The sequence below is a fragment of the Sinobacterium norvegicum genome, assembly GCF_923077115.1.
GTDB classification, from domain to species: domain Bacteria; phylum Pseudomonadota; class Gammaproteobacteria; order Pseudomonadales; family Sinobacteriaceae; genus Sinobacterium; species Sinobacterium norvegicum.
The window spans coordinates 414,377-433,741 of sequence record NZ_CAKLPX010000001.1; the positions used below are offsets into that span (position 1 = coordinate 414,377).

At 46.2% G+C, this 19,365-nt stretch carries 9 protein-coding genes; 6 read left to right on the forward strand and 3 right to left on the reverse strand.

Annotated elements, in window-relative coordinates; all coding sequences use genetic code 11:
- Positions 1–137 precede the first annotated feature (137 nt).
- From L9P87_RS01865 to L9P87_RS01890, 6 genes are read left to right on the forward strand one after another with little or no spacing between them, the layout of a single operon-like run.
- The gene (locus L9P87_RS01865; protein WP_237442970.1) at positions 138–10,685 is read left to right on the forward strand and encodes a hypothetical protein; all 10,548 of its coding nucleotides are present in this window, start codon (positions 138–140) and stop codon (positions 10,683–10,685) included.
- A gap of 1 nt (position 10,686) precedes the next feature.
- Positions 10,687–12,816: a type I secretion system permease/ATPase gene (locus tag L9P87_RS01870; protein ID WP_237442971.1), complete on the forward strand. Its 2,130-nt coding sequence runs from the start codon at positions 10,687–10,689 to the stop codon at positions 12,814–12,816.
- Positions 12,813–14,132 (forward strand): HlyD family type I secretion periplasmic adaptor subunit, encoded by a 1,320-nt coding sequence (locus L9P87_RS01875; RefSeq protein ID WP_237442972.1) that lies wholly within the window; start codon positions 12,813–12,815, stop codon positions 14,130–14,132. The genes L9P87_RS01870 and L9P87_RS01875 overlap by 4 nt, the downstream gene beginning before the upstream one ends.
- Positions 14,133–14,146: 14 nt before the next feature.
- A complete protein-coding gene (locus L9P87_RS01880; RefSeq protein WP_237442973.1) occupies positions 14,147–15,493 on the forward strand; it encodes a TolC family outer membrane protein in 1,347 nt (448 codons plus the stop codon).
- Positions 15,486–16,103, forward strand: coding sequence for an OmpA family protein (locus L9P87_RS01885; protein WP_237442974.1), 618 nt, complete (start codon positions 15,486–15,488; stop codon positions 16,101–16,103). The genes L9P87_RS01880 and L9P87_RS01885 overlap by 8 nt, the downstream gene beginning before the upstream one ends.
- Complete coding sequence (locus tag L9P87_RS01890; RefSeq protein ID WP_237442975.1) at positions 16,103–17,074, forward strand: PstS family phosphate ABC transporter substrate-binding protein; 972 nt, start codon at positions 16,103–16,105, stop codon at positions 17,072–17,074. Before L9P87_RS01885 ends, L9P87_RS01890 begins: the two co-directional genes overlap by 1 nt.
- 3 nt (positions 17,075–17,077) lie before the next feature.
- Here the strand turns inward: L9P87_RS01890 and L9P87_RS01895 are convergent, their stop codons facing one another.
- From L9P87_RS01895 to L9P87_RS01905, 3 genes are read right to left on the reverse strand one after another with little or no spacing between them, the layout of a single operon-like run.
- On the reverse strand, positions 17,078–17,806 hold the full coding sequence (locus tag L9P87_RS01895; RefSeq protein WP_237442976.1) for an amino acid ABC transporter ATP-binding protein: 729 nt from the start codon (positions 17,804–17,806) through the stop codon (positions 17,078–17,080).
- A gap of 1 nt (position 17,807) precedes the next feature.
- Positions 17,808–18,473, reverse strand: coding sequence for an amino acid ABC transporter permease (locus L9P87_RS01900; RefSeq protein WP_237442977.1), 666 nt, complete (start codon positions 18,471–18,473; stop codon positions 17,808–17,810).
- A complete protein-coding gene (locus L9P87_RS01905; RefSeq protein ID WP_237442978.1) occupies positions 18,473–19,255 on the reverse strand; it encodes an amino acid ABC transporter substrate-binding protein in 783 nt (260 codons plus the stop codon). The genes L9P87_RS01900 and L9P87_RS01905 overlap by 1 nt, the downstream gene beginning before the upstream one ends.
- Between the last annotated feature and the right edge of the window lie 110 nt (positions 19,256–19,365).

Sequence of the window (19,365 nt, forward strand, 5' to 3'; positions counted from 1 at the left end):
AAGCGTTATTTCAATTTTTTTTTTGTCTCAATAACAATAAGTTAGAGAGGGTTACAGTGCTGAGTGATTAAGAATGGAATCTGGCGAAAAAATCAATTAGCCTAAACCTATATCAATAAAATGTTGTGGTGGCCGTGATGCAAGACGCAGAACAAATTATTTACCTGAGAATCGATGGTCAAATCTGGGCTTATTACCCCGATGGCCAATTAGCTTTGGTACAAAATCCGGCCTTGCTTGGTGAAAACATAGCCATTGTTGACGTACTTCCCGGTGATATCATTCAGCGAACAGATGGTAGCAGCTACCTCTCGGTGAATGGCCAGCAGCTTGAAATCAATCTCGATGCAGTGGCTGATCAACAACGCTACAATGTTGAACTCCGTGTTGATGATAACGAGCAGAACATTCAAAACGAAGGCCTGGAATATATTTACCAGGTTAAGCGCAGCAACAGTGAAACCATTGCCGAATCTGGTTTTGATACCCAGCCCCCTATTTATGAAGCCAGACAACCACATCAGGTGGAGGCATCAATAAGCAGTGATTGGAAGCACCGTGATGGTGCAACAATTACTGTGATTATTGAGGACAACGACTACCCCATTGGCCTCGAGGGTTATATCAACCAGTTTGAAGCCCCCTCAGTTCGCCTACATGGTACCGTATTTAATATTGATGACGAGCGTAACATTGTTGTCACTGTCACCGATAAACTTGGCCGTAGCCTAAGTTTTGACACCATTGTTTCTGCCGGGGCCTGGGATCTTGGCGCAGTAAGCCTGCAAGGTTTGGCCGAGGGCGATGTTATCGCCACAGCCAGCGTCACGGATAGTTTCGATGCGGTTGTTTCTGGCAATGATCAATCGATAAAAGATGTATTGGCCAGGGCTATCGACATAAGCATAACCTCCGGCAGCGACTTAATTATCGATGATACAGAGTCTCGAGACCTGCAACTCATCGGTAATTTCGAAAACGTACAAACTGGCGCCGTTGTTTATGTGTTATTTACCGATAGGCTGGGGAATACGCTCGAGTTCCTCACCAAAGTAGAAGAAAACGGCAGCTGGCTATTAACTTCTGCCGATATTCATACCCTGGTAGATGGCGAGGTTAACGCCATTGTGCGCACAGTCGACCAGGCGGGTAACCCCGCTGAAATTTCCGGTTCTGGCCTGTTGATTAAAAATCCTTATATTACGATTAACGCGATCGATAATGACGATGTGATCAACCAATATGAGTCCCCTACCCAATTGTTTCGTGGCATCGTCCTCAATGTCGAGTCTGGCCAGCAAATTACGGTGACAATCACAGACGATAATGGTGGTTTGGTCAGTCAATTGGTCACCGTTACGGGTAAAACCTGGTCTGCCAATATTGATGTTTCTACGTTGATTGATGGCAATTTATCAGCGGTTGCAGATGTGTTGAATATTTTCGGTGATTCAGCCACTGCAAATACTAATATTGAACTCGACCAGACGGCATTAATTGATGTTGCCTTTGCCGACCCGGATGTGATCAATGCCATGGAGGCATTGATGGCGGAATTATTAGGCGGCACCACTGATATTGAAGATAACCAAACGGTCAGTGTTAGCGTTGAAGACAGCCTGGGCAAACAGGTTGTAGGCACTGCTGCTGTTGTTGGCTCTGCCTGGCAGCTTGACGGCCTCGATTTGTCCACGTTAACCGACGGCACCCTAACAGTGACAGTCAGTGCCAAGGATGTAGCCGGTAATATCGCCACCGCCTCGAATACTGTGCAATATGACTCGACGGCTGCGATTACCGATATCATGGTCACCATTGGCAGTGATCAGATTATTAATGCCGCTGAAGATGAAGTCGCCACCTTTAGCGGTGTCACCAGTGGCATCGAAGAAAACCAAGATATCAGCATTGTCATCAGTGATATTAATGGCCTTTCCCTGCCCGCTGTTATTGTCAAAATTGGGGCCGATGGGCGTTTTAACTTTGACCAAGATGTTTCCTCGCTGGCTGATGGGCCGTTAACCTTCTCCGCCAGTAGTGAGGACCTTGCGGGCAACCTGGCCAACTACAGCGAAGATATTATCAAGGATACTCGGGCGCAGTTGACCATAGAGTTTGTTCAAGACGACGACTATATCAACCAGTTCGAGCAAAACTCTGTCGACTTGGCGGGTACAACTGTCGATGTTAACGATGGCGAAACAGTCACCGTTGTAATTTCGGATGGCAACAGTGCACGGGATATTACCGTCACAGCCTTAGTAGAGGGCAACGCATGGTCTATCACCGGTGTCGATGTCTCCAGCCTCGATGATACTGCGGTGTCTGGCAATAGAATCACAGCCACTGCCGATGTGACTGACAAGGCGGGCAACCCCGCAACAGCAGACACTTCTATCGAAAAAGATACCGTTGTTACTGCGGACATCATCACCCCTGTTGACGGTGACGATGATGGCAGCGGTGGCTTTATCATCAATAACGGTATTGATATTGTCGCGCTGAAAAACGGTGATGTTCTCTCATTGAGTGGCGCCTCCGATGCTGAAATTGGTCAGCCCGTGGTTATTTCGGTAATCAATACTATCGGTGAAACACAAACCTTTACCGGTAAGGTTGTTGATGGCAGTGGTAACTGGTTGGTTGAAGCTATTCAAGTGACTGATTTGCAAGAACGATTCACTTGGAGGTTGTCGGCAACTGTGACCGATATTGCCGGTAATATGGCTACCGATATTGTTCCTATCATCAAAATTCCAGAGTCGGCCAGCATTGGTGAGTACGGCATTGCCGCAGGTGCGATACCGACTGACACCATCAGGATTAATAGCAGTGGTTCAGATGCCGATGCCAGCGATGACTTCCGTTTCTCCAACACACAAACGGAGCTCGAAACCATTGTTTCATCGGGTGATGCAACACGTTTAGTCTATGTTTCTGACCTTAGAATTGAACTTAGAACAGTGCTTAATGATGAGCTGGTATTGGCTGCCGATATTAACAGCGTAGATGCTACGGTGACAATTTCACTGCATCGGAATGTTGACCAGCCTACCCGTGGTGGCAAGGAAACGGTTTTAGACTCAATCATTCTAATTGAAACAACGCAGACAGATGATGATGGAACAACGGAAACCATCTTGGCGCCGATTGATGTTGAATTAACCAATGCCCCCCCTACGCCGTTGGTCGACTACTTCGCCGATGCCTTGGAGGACGCTCGCATCAGTGGCAACCTACTGGAAGATAACGAATCCGTTACAGGTCCAGTGAGATTATTTCAGATCAACATTGACACAACCGGTGATGGACTACTCGATACAGTTATGACGATTGATAGGGGCTCCTCGATTACTGTTGATACCGTTAAGGGGCAGTTCACCTTTTACAGCAATGCCGACTGGGTGTTGGATGCCACCCGAAATCTTGACCATAATCTACCTCAGCAGGTGAAGCTTGAGCTGAGCGCATATGACGCCTTTGGTAACCCCGGCATCGGTGAAGCGCTATTTAACATACGTGATGGTGCTCAGGGCGACATAGATGATTCGAAATACACCGTCACAGAGGCCGATCTGGGCGGTAGCTCAAGCGATATTGCCACCTTTGTTGCTCATGCTGGCTCGGATGATGTGGTCTTTCAGACGGTCCGTTTTTCGCGTGAAGCTGTTTTTATCATCGATGGTCTAAACCTCAGCAGCAACGGGGTTGGCTTGACGGTTTTCCAGTCAGCCGATGGTGATCAGATAACAGCATATGTCGGCCCTGCTTCCAATCGTGATATCGCATTCCGCCTCTTAGCAGCGGCGGCGCCAGCCGATGCTGATGGTAATTCCAATGTCGATGTCACGGTGTCTTTGTTCGTTCCATTAGACCACAACACACTGAATAATATTATAGAATTTACTCTACCTATCATCGGCGATGACGCAGACGGTACTGATTTATTGACAGGATTGGCAACAGTAAATTTTGTTGATGGGAATGACCCCGACATTAACGTGACCACCCCGCTATCCATTGACGAGACGACAGTCGATCAAGCACCTATCATCGTCAGTGGTCAAATTAACGTGGATGTCGGCAGTGATGCTATCGCATCGGTTGGCTTTTTGTCTTTGGCGTCATTTCCTGAGTTGACCTCAAACGGTTACCCAGTTTTTTACCGCACCAATGATGATGGATCACGGTTGGAAGCCTATGTTGCTCAACCTACTGAAAAAATCGTTTTTGCCATTGATATCATAGGCACCCCCGAGTCTGATACAGCCTCGTCTGTTGACTATAATTTCACCCTTTTTGACTCGCTCGATCAAATTAATCAACTTTCGGATACCATTAATTTCAATATTCCGGTGTTTGTCTTGGATGCTGACGGCGATGCCACCCAGGGAGAGATCGCCCTGGCCGTCATCGATGGTGAGTTACCCGTCATCACTCTAGACCCTGAATTTGCCCCTGCCGGCATCATCTTATCGGAAACGCCTCAGAACCCGGTCACGGCTGACGTACCAGACAGCGGCAAGACCTCACTGGCTTTTACAGCGGGAGCAGACAGGCTGATATCGCAGCAATTTGATGTTACTTATGGCAGCCCAATCCCCGACGCCAATGGCAACCCTGTTACACAAAACGGTGTCGTACTAGAATTGAGAAAGGTCGACGAAGTCACCATTATTGCCGTTAATCCTGATACAGGGCTTCGGGTACTGACCTTTACTGTCCGGACACTGGACATAGATTTTAACGATGTTCCGGCCGGACAAACGCAGAATCTGGAAGTGACATTAACCGTCAACGGCTCTATCGATCACCTCGCCCCTGATGGATCAAAGCTGGATAAAATAGATTTTGATTTACCCTTGAAAGCGACAGACAGCGATGGCGATGTGGTCAAGATTGACTTCCCATTCTCAGTTATTGACGGTAAAGATCCCTCGATTATTTCTGCCAATCCACTGGTCGTCGATGAGGCCGGTGTCAATGATGACGATGATGATGGTGAAACGGGACAAACAACCATCAGTCTAGGGGTAAGCAGTGATGCCATTGCTGGTTTTAGTATCGATATTTCAGCGTTTAACGCGCTGGGCTTGAGGTCCCAAGGTGACCTGGTCAGCCTCACAACAACCCCCCCTAGCTATACGGCAGTGGCAAATGGTCGAGACATTTTTACCATTGCCATCAATGCGTCAGGCGTCGTCAAGATGACCTTACTTGACAGTCTTGACCATATTGCCCCCGATGACCTATCGCTGAGTTTCCCACTAAGCCTGACAGCGATTGATGTAGACAGCGATCAGTCACCGCCAGAGGCAATTACCATTACAGTGACCGATGGCGTGCCGACAGCAGAAGTTGATCTGGTTGCTGTCTATGAAGGCGAAACGGTAACTGGCAACGTGCTGGCCAATGATCATTTAGCGGCAGATGGAGGCACAATTACTAACTTGGCTTTTAATGGTAGTAACATCCCTGTTATACCTGGTCCAGACCGCTTTGTGTTTAATATAGTCGTCCCCGAACCTGGTACAGGGGTTTTGCAGAACGCCGGCACCTTTACACTCTATCCTAATGGTGACTATGAACTGGTTACCTTCGATTTCGAATCATTGGTGATTGAAGATATTTCGTTGCTAAAATATACCGTCGAAGACTTCGATGGCGACAGTGCTGAAAGCGAAATCATTATTGCAATCCAAGATAGCGGCTTTGTGATTACCCCGCCATCAGAGCTGGAAAACAATGAGGACACCGAGTTTTTACTCGATTTTACTTTCTTTGCTGCCGATGTTGAACCAACCGAGGTGGTCAGAGAGCTGGCAATATTAGCCGACAGCACAGATGGCGGTCGATTATTCTTTGAGCCCGCTGATGGCAGTGGCCGTATAGAATTGATGCAAGACAATGGTCGCTACCGATTAATCGACGACCAAATCGATTATGATACCGCCACAGGAGTGGCAAAGCCAAATGGCCGTTTGATTTATTTACCAGCGGAGGATGTATCCAATGCTAATGACACGATTTCTTCTATCAAGCCTGACGCCGATTTTAAATTAACGGCGCTCATTTCCACGCTAAGTCTGGGCGGGTTAAGGAGAGAGTTTACTGGAGAAATAGACCTCAGTGTCATCTCAGTGGCAGATACCCCCGAGTGGCAAGATAACATTATTGCAGTCATTGCCCCAGGCGGCGATATCGAGCGTTACATTGTGACGATCGACGAAGGTGATACGGCAGCAAACTTAAATCTCGTTGCCATTAGCGTCGATAATGATCTGTCAGAAGTAATCAGTTATACCATTGTCAGTATTGACTCAGGCATTACTCTTTCCAGTCAGGGTGTTGCAATAACAGCTGGCATGGTTATTAATCAACAGCAATTGACTGCTCTGAAGGTGACTGCCGACAGCGAAAGCCTGGCCGGCAGCTTTACCGTCAATATAACCGCGAACAGCACTGAACTCGATAATGCCGATGTCGCAACTAAAGATGTCGTCTTACAAATCGACTTCACCCCTGTCGCCGATAAACCGACGATAGCTGTCAAAGATATTTTCTCACTGGAAGATGAGTTTATCGATCTCAGCACTATTATTGATGGAGAATTAACTGATACCGATGGTTCCGAGACGCTCTCTTTTGAACTGATCATCCCCGATGGCTGGCAAATCTATGTTAATGGCAGTGCTGTTGCAGGTACCACTGTCATTGTCGATGGTATCGCCTTGCTAAGCGGTAACGTCACCCTGTTGCCCTATCAGGATATCAGCTCTTATCAAAATGATTTTAACTTATCTGTCACGCCAATATCGACTGAGTCTAGTCAAGGCGGTATTTCACCGGTACCCGTAACACAGCGTGGCGACACCAAGACAGTGGCGGTAACAATTAAGGGTGTGGTCGATACGCCTTCTACTGAAGTGGGGGATGGGTGGTTGCTCGATGGCTCGGGTGACATCTATACCTTGACCAATACCGCCGACAATTTAGCGATAGAAGACAGCGCTATTGCATTGGATTTTATTGTTTCCACCACCGACATCGATAATTCTGAATTCAGTAATCTTCTGTTGTCCGACCTACCGGATGGCAGTTATTTTGTCGATGCAAGCAATAATCGCGTCGATATACCGGTTATTGGATTTGATAGCTCTAACCAACCTATTTATCAATTAACAACAAACCAACTCTCCTCATTATCGTTGCAGCCCCCGCGTGATTTCTCAGGTATTTTAACCTTTTCGCTGCAGCAAGTTATTACTGAGCCTGACGGTGATAGCGAGAGCTTTACCATCGACGTGAACATCGAATTTACGCCGCTGGTAGAGGAGCCTCGTTTTATCCCCGAATTAGGTATTTCTGTGCCGGGTCTGATCCCCCCCGGAAACCAGCATTTTGAGGAAGACAAAACATCAACGCTTAAACTCAAACCAACACTACTCGATATCGACGGCTCAGAGCAGGTCACCGACGTGATCCTTTCGGGCTTGCCTGAAAATGGCATCATTGTTATTGACGGCAAGGCTGTGGTCGTTGACAGCAGTGGCAGTATTACGCTCAGCGATCACAGCAGTGATGTGACAGCAACACTGGATAACAACAGCGTGTCATTTTTACCGCCAGAAGATTTTGCTGGCCGCTATGAATGGAATATCCAATATCAGGTAACTGATACGGCGCCGGGTACAGGGAGAACTGATGTAAACACCATCGATACATTATTATTTCTCGATGTGCACCCCATAGTCGAAACTGACACTGAGTTAGTTGGTAGCGGTGACGTTATACAGAGTATTGATGGCAAGGTCGACCTGACGGGTACCGTGCAATTTAATGATGCCGATATCGACGGCAGTGAATGGCTCGACTCGATTACTGTTATTATGCCCAACAACGAGGACTTCTTTGTCACTCACCCCAATGGCGCCATTCACATGGGTAATGGTCAATGGCTGATTAATGCAGGCAACCTAACCAGTAGCTCAGTTCAAGACATGATGGTTGAGATCGTGGATGGATTGGTTATCAGTGCCAGCGTGCCAGGGGAATACATAATAGGCATTGATGTCCGTGTTATCGATCAGGCACCGAGTTGGCATATTGGTAGCAACCTCAACTTTAACACCCTGACCGATGGTAGGGTATTGTCGACAGATATTGATGTTATCTTTACCGAGGCTATTGATGACGGTGTTGCCTGTGACCCCAGTGATTTAGTGCCTGCAGGTGAAATCATTGACGGCGAAGAAGATGTTAGGTCGACGGATATAGGTTCACACCTCAATACCGATATTGCTGTCGACTGTGACGGCTTGGATAACGATGAAATATCCTTCAGGATTCTCGCCAGCAGCGTGCCACGCCCTGCATGGATTGGTGGGCCTGGCGTACAAGCAGAGTATGATGCCACCGGTGATGTATTAATCGCCTGGTATTTTAAAGAGAGTGCTGTCCCTACTCTCGAACTGAGGAATGTAGAGCAAGATTTTGCTGGCACGATTGATATACCTGTTTTAGTGATCGCCACTGATGCCAGCGGGGATACCAAATTTGATAACAGCCAAATCCTAAAAATCGAAATCGCTCCTATTGTCGACGCGTCAATAATCAGCATTGCTGGAAATATTGTGGTGCAAGAAGACAGCGATAGCGAACTAGGCCTTTATCTCGATACCGAGGATAGCAACCAAGCCAATGAGGGTATTGAAACAGTCGACCCCAGCATTCCTGTCACTCTGACACTGCTGGATGAAAGTCGAGGGGTTTTGACATTAGCACCGGAATACGACCAGTCACAGTTGGTTGATAATGGCAACGGTGTGTATACCCTGCTTGACCCTACTCTTTTAGCCAATATTCGTTTCCGTGCCCCCAAGCATATGGACGGTGAGTTCAGGCTATTAGTGGAAGGCGGTATTGTCGATGTTGCTGATGGCTACAGCGGTGATCAAATTGACAGGGGGACTTTCAGTTCTGAGGTTATTATTACCGTAGAGCCTGTAACCGACAATGTTATCATCCTACAAACACTGCCGTTAGTCGGCAACGAGGATGAATTCATTTCGCTGTCGGCGCTTTTAATTCGGGATAACGATAACAATGAAACTCATGAGATAAACCCTGAGTTTCTACCACCGGGTAGCTCAGAAATAGTCACCGTCACTCTTGAATCGGTGCCTGCGGATGCAACGATTTATTATGACAACGGAGATGGCACTTATAGCGCAGCCAATAACAATGGGCTGCAAGCTGATGGCACTTACAACTGGTCGATTGATTTTGATCGTATTGATCAGGTGGTGTTCAAGGCGCCAAAAGACTTCTCCGGTGATATTGATATCAACATCAAGATAATCTCCCATGAAAAAGGCACTGAAGATTATAAAATTACAGAAAAGGCGGTTACCATTGGCGTTCTCCCTATCGCCGATGGTAGTAATGCCTTTGCCAGTTTTCAGGACGTGACAGTCGATGAGGGTCAGTTTGCAGAAATTGACATCAACGCCTCAGTTATTGATAACGATACCGACGGAGATGAATCGGTGCTGGTCTATGTTGAAATTAATGCTGACTCAGACCCTTCTGCGACATATTTCATTGAGCGCGTTGAGGCTTCTGATGGCACAACGGCTAGCTTTATCGATCTTGGTATTGGTGCAGATCCCCGCTATGTTGCCACAATTGAAACCACCAGCGACAGCCTCGATTCCTTAAAAATAATCACCAATACCAACGCACAAGGTGTATTACATATAACGCTGGGTATTGGTTCAAGTGATAGTAATCGTGTGCTTGGCCAAAGCGTAGCCAATCAAGGTGGATTTATAACGCAAGACCTATTGATTACTATTGATCCTGAGCTAGATCCAGCGGTTATTTCTACGCAATATGATCGTCTGGTGGCTGTTGAAGGCGATGAGATACCGCTGTCATTGACGTTGTCGACAATCAATCCTGCCGACATGGAAACAACCGTCATTGAAATCAGCGGCCTACCTGCAGGCTATAGCATAACAGGTGGCAGTTTTGATAACGGCGTATGGACAGTCAATGAGGCCGATATCAGTGCTGCAGCAATTGTCGGAGCCGATGACTTGTTCGGTAACTTTGTACTCCAGGTGAAGCCTGTCAGTGAGCTTAACGGCGATAGTATTGATGGTAATGTGTTGACAGTCGGTGTGTCTGTTGCAGAGGTGCCCGATGCCGGCCTGACGGTGATGCAAGGCTCAGCGGGTAACGACCGCTTTTATGGCAATGATGATGCACAGAACATTATCGGCTCTACTGGCTCCGACCTCATTTCCACCGGAGGCGGCAACGACACTATTATTTTCAATAAGGGTGATGGTAGCAGCTTCACCACGACAATTGATACCGTGACTGATTTCGATACTGTCAGTAGCGTTTCTGATGTGAGTTTTGACACGATCAACTTAACCGATATGTTGAGTGATTTTGACACGACTACAATTGAAAAAATTGATGCGCTGATCGATATTGCTGACAATGGCAATGGTGGCACCACGATAAAAATAAACAATGAAAGCGCCATCGAAATACAAACCATAGAGCTTGAGAATGTCACGACAATGGAACTCAACGGCGGAACAGCCCCTGGTTCAGAGGCAGAATTGTTACAAAAAATGATTGATGATCAGACGCTGGTTGTAAATATCTAAGATGAAGTCACCGAATCTACTGCAGTGCTTACATTACTTGTGCGAACATTTTGGTTATCAGCAGCCAGTGAGTAAACTGGTTGAGGGCTTGCCGGTTGACGGTGAATACCTTACCGTTGACCTACTCGATCGTGCCTGTACCTTGGCCAATTTGGAATGCCTGTGTCTGCCAATATCCGCCTTAAATAAGGTTCGCCTACCAGTATTGACCAACCTTAAAGAGCAGGATGACAAAGCCATTATTATCTTGGCGATCACTGGTACAACCGTCACTATTGCAGAGCCTGCTAATCATTTTAATCAACAACAACTGTCTGTTGAGCAACTGCAGGATCGAACCAGTGGTTCACTGTATTCTATTACTCCGATTAATGTCAGTGATCGGCGTTCTGAAGAACTCCGCCCTGCGCAACCAAAGCACTGGTTAAGGGCGGCCTTTGAACAGGCAAAACCCTGGTACAGAGACCTGGCTATTGCCTCACTGGTGGTCAATTTGCTCGCCTTGGTGATCCCATTATTTACCATGAATGTATACGATCGCGTCGTGCCAAACCAAGCCTTTGCCTCTCTCTGGGTGCTGGCCATAGGCGCAGCTATTGCCGTTATTTTTGATTGGTTGTTAAAACAAGCGAGAACATCACTAACCGATATCGCGGGAAAAAGTATCGACAAAGATGTTTCGGCCAAGATATTTTCAAAGGTCATGGGCATGCAGTTGGAGAATAAGCCTCAGTCATTGGGTGCCTTTTCAAAACAAATTCAAGACTTCGACACAGTCCGTGAATTTATCACCTCAGCAACATTAATCACGGCCATTGATCTGCCCTTCACTCTTTTGTTTCTCATTATTATTGCCTGGCTGGGAGGCCCAATGGTACTGGTGCCAATAGCAGTGATTGTGAGTCTAGCCAGCCTCAGTCTATTGTTGCAACACCGGATGAAAAACAGTCTCGATGAAAGTTCTCGGCTGAGCAGTCATCGTCACGCTCAGTTAATCGAAAGCCTTAATGTGATTACCGAGGCCAAGCAAAATAACGCGCAGGGATTACTGCAAAGACGCTGGGAGCAGGCCACCGGGGCCCTAGCCGACTGGCAAAGCCAAACCAAGCAATTGACGAATACTTTAAGCCACACCTTAGTCGCCAGTCAGCAGTTCGTCACCGTCGCCTTAATCATATTTGGTGTTTATAGAATATCAGAAGGTTTATTGAGCATGGGTGGTCTGATTGCCATTGTTATGCTGAGTGGCCGAGCAGCGGCCTCAATCAACCAATTGGCGATGCTTGCCATGCGCTACCAACAGACTAAAACAGCGCTTGAGGGCGTTGAGGGTATCATGGCCTTGGCACAGGAGAACAGTGAAAACCGCCAGATTACACAACCACAATTTGAAGGTAATATAGCCTTAAAAAAATTATCATTTAGCTATCCAGAACAGAAAAAATCGGTACTGGACAATATCAACTTGACGATAAATGCGGGGGAACGAATTGCTCTAATGGGCCCCCCTGGCGCCGGAAAATCAACGCTATTAGCGCTGCTGTCCTACCAGTTTAGACCGACCGATGGTCAATTATATTATGATGGCATTGAGTCAAACCAGTGGCCCAGTCAAGCGATCCGTGAAGTGACTGGCTGGGTCGGGCAGCAGCCAGTATTACAATATGGCTCCATCCTCGAAAATATCGCCTTTGGACAAAATGAAATTGATAAAGAGTTGCTCAAACAAGCAATGATTCAGTCGGGGCTTATTCTATTTATTGACCAGTTAGAAAACGGTCTAGAAACCAATGTCGGCGAATCCGGTGCTGCAGTTTCGGGTGGTCAGCGTCAAACCATTGGTTTGGCCAGAGCTTTGTTAAGACAGCCCAAACTTTTACTGCTTGATGAACCTACCTCTTCAATTGATGAAAAAGGTGAGAGATACGTTATTCAACAGCTTCGTCAATTGCCCAAAGATACAACGATTATTATTGCCACCCACCGCCCCTCTATTGTCTCTATGTGTGACCGAGTAATAGCACTGGAGAAAGGCAGTATCATCGATGATAAAGCACTGAGGCGGGCTAATGTGACTCGCCACCCTGCCCGTCAAACAGCAAAAGTTGTCAATAAAAAGGAGGTGCAATGAGTAGCCAATTGCACTGGCAGCAGATAAAGCGTGCCTACCTTGCTAGAAAAGTGGTGTGGCTGATCTTTGGCCTTGTGATCTGTATTATCATTTGGGCATCTTTTTCAAAGCTAGATGAAGTTGTTATTGGCCAGGGTAAGGTCGTGCCCAGCAACTCTGTTCAACAAATACAAAGCTATGAAGGCGGCATTGTCGAACAAATTTTGGTTAATGGCGGCGAGGTTGTCAGCCAAGGTCAGATCTTGGTGATTTTAGATGACACACGTTTTCGCTCAAGTTTTCAAGAAGCCGAGCAGCAACGCATTAGTTTGCAGGTCAAAAAAGAACGACTGAAGGCAGAGTTAGAGTCAGTGATTGTAGGCAGCTACAACACTACTTGGCGTAACATTATTTCAGTAAAACATCAGAACCTGCAAACCGAAATAGAAGACAGAGATGCTGTATATCAAGCACAGGCCAGTTATAACGAGCGACTCAGACAACTTCAGGCTCAGCTTCAGCTTGGCGGACAGCGTATTGAGCAACAGGAAGAAGCGCTGAGTGAAAATCGCTCAATGATAGCAACTCTCGAACAGAGCTTGGCGCTGAATCAAAAAGAGCTTGAGTGGGTAACCGAGGCATTGAATACAGGCGCTATCGCTGAGATTGAATTACTGAAACTGCAACGTGAAGACGTTCGCATTCAGGGTGATATAAAAACAGCCTTACTGGTCACGCGAAAATTAACCGCTGCCAAGGCTCAGGCTATTATTGAACGTCGTAACTACGCACTCGATTTCCGTACACGTGCACAAATAGAACTCGATGACATTCGTTCACAACTGGCCCGATTGGCCGAAACTCAAACGGCTGTGGCCGAACAACTGGCCAGGACTACTATTCGCTCACCAATTGATGGCACAGTCAAAAATATTACTATTCGCTCTCTTGGCGGGGTATTAAAACCCGGCGAATCGATTATGGAGGTCGTACCAGCCGACGACAACCTGATCATCGAAGCCAAATTATCGCCAAAAGATATCGCCTTTGTGAAAAAGGGGCTATCTTCAATAGTAAAGTTTTCGGCCTATGACTTTGTTATCTATGGTGGTTTAATAGGAAGGGTTGAATATATTAGTGCAGATGCTCTGCAGGATGAAGAGGGGCAGCCCTATTACAGAGCACACATACTAACAGAGAGTAATCGTTTAAACGGCTACCCTATTATTCCGGGAATGCAGGCCGATGTGAATATTTTAACAGGCAAGAAAACAGTGATGAGTTACTGGTTAAAGCCTTTATTGAGAGCAAGAGCAGATGCTCTGAGAGAACAATAACAAAAGGAGTATGAATGCGTAGTGTATTCTTTATTGGCGGCCTGCTATTAGCAAGCCAATCACTCAATGCTATAACCTTGGAGGAATCGGTGGCGGCGGCTATCGATACCAACCCTACGGTTAGTCAGCAGTATGCATTGTTCCAAGCATCGGTCAGCAAGACCGACAGTGCAGGCTACCGCTACAAGCCACAAGTAACTCTTAATGCAGGGATTGGTTATGAAGAAACGTATTATCAAAACGGTGAAAAGCTAAGTCGCCGCAACGATGATCAGTTAGAAAATCCCAATCATGATCTAACACGTAAAGAGCTCAGTCTGACCGTCTCTCAAATGTTATTTGATGGTTTTGAGACCAGCTATAATGTTGATCGCTTATCTTCTGAGGCAGAGGCAGACCGCCTCTCTTTGATCGCCTCGGCTGAGAATATCGCCCTCGAAGTCACTGATCTTTATATCCAATTACTAAAGGCCAAGGCTGTTATTGAATTGGCTGATAAGAATGTTGCAGACCATGAGGCGGTATATAACGATATTGTTGTGCGTGCCAATAAGGGACTGAGCAGCCAATCTGACTTGGCTCAAATCAGTGCGCGGGTTGCGTCCTCTAAGGCTTCTTTGGTTGCCTCTAAGAATAATTATTTTGACCTTCGCGCGCAGTACTTCACACTTGTTGGTCAGCCAGCTGATGACCTTATTTCGCCAATGCCTGATCGCAATCTTATGCCCAGTAGTTTATCTGCAGCACTCACCGATGCTCGTAAGCAACACCCTCAGATACAATCAGCAATCTCAGATCTTGAAGCCGCTCAAAAACAGTTTAACGGTAGTAAAAGTGACTATTACCCCGAGGTTTCACTTGAGCTTACTGCTAATAAAAATGACGATATTTCAGGCATCCCCGGTCGTGATGAAGATGCCCGTATCATGCTAAACCTCAGTTACGATCTGTACGATGGCGGCCGGCGTGAAAATGATATCAAGGCTGCAGGCTGGTATTACGAACAAGCTTTTGGCATTAGGCAGAATACGGAAAGGCAGGTGATTGAAGGTATGAAGCTTGCCTGGTATGCCCGAGAAAATCTCATTTTACAACAACAACTACTTGAGCAAAATGTCGATGCTGCGAAAATTGCAGAGGCAGGATATCAACAACAATTCAGCATTGGTCGCCGAAGCTTACTCGATGTATTAGATGCCAAAATTGAAGTGTTTGTTGCCCGAAAAAACTATCTCTCAGCCTTTTATGATCGTACCTATGCTGAATATCGCATAGCCAATGCAATGGGCTTGTTAATCTATGCCCTACGGATTGAATACCCCGAACAATGGCAGACCGACGAGGAGTCAAACCGTGGCTAAATCACTGACCATTAAGGCTGTCACTATCGCTATTTTAACCAGCACCCTGCTTGTGATTGGTTGTCAGCATACACCAGAGAACAAGACTGACCGCTTACAATATGCAGACCTACGCGACAGCGATCAAGATGGTGTGGTGAACCAACGCGATATATGTAATAACAGCCCACGAATGTCTGAGGTCGACAATGAGGGGTGTTCTGATTATCAACGGGTGGCAACAGTCACCGACTATACCATCGAGTTTGGCTTCGACCGCTCTGACATACGCAGCGATCAATACAATGTATTGCAAGCCATTGTTCAAAAAATGTCTGCTGATACAAACACCAACGTTTTGTTGTTAGGCGACACCTCTGCTGAGGGGAGTTTAGAATACAATGATAAATTGGCGAGACGCCGAGCCCATACGATTACACAAGAATTGACCAACAACGGTATCGATCCAGATCGGGTAAAGGAATATTATTTTACTGAGAACGTTGAAATAGTAAAAGAAACACTTAAGACTCGTCAGCGACGCACGGTGGCTTTGGTTTACAGCAACAGTTTAGCCCCTGTGGATGCTTGGAATATTTACAGTACGGATAATAAAAACGAGGTCAAATAATGACATTTATTAGAACAGCGCTGTTATTGATTACCTCTGTCATCATCACCAGCTGCTCCTCTGTCGAACCGACTACTGATACCGAAACAGAGGATAGCTCGATAGTCTTTGCGGCAGATATCGGCTCTATCGCGCTGATGACAAAGCTTACCGAGGCGTATTTAAAGGATAAATCTCATTACAGCATTCTTGTAGTTGATGAAACAAATGTGCCGGCGGCTATGCTGAATGGAAGTGCACAGCTGGGTATTATGGATCGTCGCTGGAATGACGACGAGGTTGGTAAATTTACAGCAACTTATGGACGCAAACCGGTAGCCGCAATCGTTACAGCTTACGCCATGGCAATTTATGTCAACGAAGTCAACCCGATTGACGCCATCTCTGTCGAAGACTTTATTGCCATTTATGGCAAAGATCGTCCCTGCGGAATTGACGCCATCAGTCACTGGAGTCAACTCAATCCCAATGATGAATATGACAACGATACGATCGCTGCGATCAACTTTAGTTCTGACAAACGTATTTATTCCTATCTGCAAGAGCATGTCTTCTGTCGAGGCTCGTTTTCAGACCAACTGACTACTGTTGATGATTTTGATGCAATGCGAAGTGGTATTGAGAGCAACGATAATACATTGGGTTATGGCCGTATCAACGCTCAGTCGGATAGCTTGAAACGATTAAAAATAAATACTGAACTGGGCAAGGTGAAATTAACCCGCTCCTATGCCTTATCGGGACGCTACCCGCTGTCGCAAGTCTATTACATCTATCTTAATCTCGCCGACAGCAATCATAGTGCAGCAGATATGCGTAACCAAATTGCCTTTGTTAATTTTATTGTCTCAGAAGCTGGACAAGACATTGTGCACAATGAGGGCTTTGTCACCCTGCCACAATCGATTATCGATGAGACAAGAGTGACTCTGGGTCTACAACCGGCAACAGTAACCGGTGGCTATCGCTAGAGTTTATAACCGCGATAAAAACCGTTGAGTGCGGGGATCTTGTGGCTTGTCGAAAACGGCCTCAGGAGTCCCCTGTTCGACTATTTCGCCCCCTTCCATGTAGATAATTCGGCTGGCAATATCACGGGCAAAAGCCATTTCATGGGTGGTGATCAACATGGTTGTTTTTTGATCCGCCAGTTGCTTGATCAGAGCCATCACCTCCCCTGTTATCTCAGGGTCGAGCGCTGAGGTTGGCTCATCCATGACAATAATATCTGCATTTTGAGCCATCGCACGACCTATACCCACGCGTTGTTGCTGACCACCTGATAACTGAGACGGCCAGGCATCTGCCCGTTCGCTCAAGCCAATACTGTCAAGTGTCCGTCTAGCAATGATATCAGCCTGTTGCTGGCTCATTCCCTGAACATGTATTAAGCCTTCAGTTATATTTTGTAGGGCAGTCTTGTTGGCAAATAAACCGTAATTTTGAAACACAAATGCTATATGCTTGCGTAGGTTTACCAATTCCTTTTGCTTAACATTTTCAGCATTGACAGAGATATCGTTAACCGAAATAACACCACGTTCAGCCTGCTCAAGAAAATTAACACAGCGAAGTAATGTTGATTTACCGGTTCCAGAGCTGCCGATAACAACAACAACCTCACCAACCGCAATATCGAGATCGATATTATTTAAAACAGTTGTACCGTTAAAACTCTTGTGTAATCCACGAATATTAATCAACTCAGTAAGCCTCGTTGAGTTTTCGTTCAATAACCAGTTGTAACCGACCTAAAATGATAACGATAATCCAATAAAGACAAGCCACCAGCAAGAAACTCTCGAAGAATTTAAAGCTGCTTGCGGCCTCCATCTGTGCCTTGGCCATTATTTCAGCAACCCCTAGCGTAAAGGCTAAGGAGGTACTTTTTAGTAGATCGATAGTGTTATTCATTAATGGTGGTAAGGCACTGCGTGCGGCCTGGGGCAGAATGATTCGCGCCATTGCCTGATGCTTACTCATACCGATACTAATAGCAGCTTCCATCTGACTCTTATGGACGCTGATGATGGCACCACGCATGCTTTCCGCCATGTAGGCAGAGAAATGCAGGCTCAGGGCAATGGTTGCCGCTGAGAATGCATCAAGACCTTTTAAAACAGGGAAGAACTGTGGCAGGCCATAGTAGAGCAAAAACATTTGTACCAGCAATGGTGTGCCGCGGAAAAAAGACAGGAAGGCATCACTGACTGCGCTGAAGAAAGCCAGTTTGTAAACCTTAATCAGAGCTATGCTCAGCCCTATAATCAGTGCCGCGGCTGTTGCTATTGCCGCCATAGATAATGTTACCGGCAGGTATTTACTGACCACCGGCAACAACTGCCACAAGTAGGCAATATCAAAATCCATTATTGAGCGTCATCAGCCGTGGTAATATCAGTATGAAACCATTTCATTGACAGTGCCGTCAGTGTGCCGTTTTGTCGCAATACAGCAAGGGCCTTATTGACCTCATCACGGGTCTCTGCACCCTGCTCTGTCTTGGCAAATGGAAAGGCATTAGCGATAACCTCAAAGGGGCTTCCTGTTACCTTTAAAGGGTGACCCGATTCTTCGATTAACGCGACAGCTGATGTTCTATCCATGACAAAGGCATCGCTTCGTCCCAGGATAACATCCTGTTCAATACCAATATCGTAAGTAACAACATTGATACACTTTTCAGTATCTAGCGCCATCAGTAACTGGGCAAAATTTGAGCCGGCATTCACAGCGACCTTCTTGCCACAGAGATCGTCGACAGAATGAATATCATTATTATCCTTATGGACCACTAATTGAGCACCGGTGTAAACATAAGGTGTGGCAAAATAATACTGCTCTGTGCGTTCATCGGTAACCGTGATTTGGTTAGATATCGTGTCTATCTTGCCAGCTTGTAGCATGCCAAATAAACCAGAGAAATTGGTTTGTTTAAACTCTACTGTTTTACCCATCTCGCTGGCTAAGGCGCGCCACAGGTCTACTTCAAAACCTTGTAACTCATCATTTTTACTAAAGGTAAAAGGAAAATAAGTACCCGACATGCCTACGGAGATTACATTGCTATCAGCCGATTCTTTACTCTTTTCGGTACAGCCGGCAACCATTAATAAAGCAGCGACAAAGCCGCCTATAATGATATTTCTCATTACTACTTCTCCATAAACCAGTGTTATGTCATTGTTAAAAGGGCGCTAAATTTATAGCATTTCAATACGTTGATAAAGTATCAAAAACGAATATTGTTAGAACATTATTG

What these genes read in the sequence shown, in the direction of transcription:
- L9P87_RS01890 (WP_237442975.1), top strand. Translation starts at nt 16,103, where the DNA reads ATGACATTTATTAGAACAGCGCTGTTATTGATTACCTCTGTCATCATC.
- L9P87_RS01875 (WP_237442972.1), top strand. Translation starts at nt 12,813, where the DNA reads ATGAGTAGCCAATTGCACTGGCAGCAGATAAAGCGTGCCTACCTTGCT.
- L9P87_RS01865 (WP_237442970.1), top strand. Translation starts at nt 138, where the DNA reads ATGCAAGACGCAGAACAAATTATTTACCTGAGAATCGATGGTCAAATC.
- L9P87_RS01905 (WP_237442978.1), bottom strand. Translation starts at nt 19,255, where the DNA reads ATGAGAAATATCATTATAGGCGGCTTTGTCGCTGCTTTATTAATGGTT.
- L9P87_RS01870 (WP_237442971.1), top strand. Translation starts at nt 10,687, where the DNA reads ATGAAGTCACCGAATCTACTGCAGTGCTTACATTACTTGTGCGAACAT.
- L9P87_RS01900 (WP_237442977.1), bottom strand. Translation starts at nt 18,473, where the DNA reads ATGGATTTTGATATTGCCTACTTGTGGCAGTTGTTGCCGGTGGTCAGT.
- L9P87_RS01880 (WP_237442973.1), top strand. Translation starts at nt 14,147, where the DNA reads ATGCGTAGTGTATTCTTTATTGGCGGCCTGCTATTAGCAAGCCAATCA.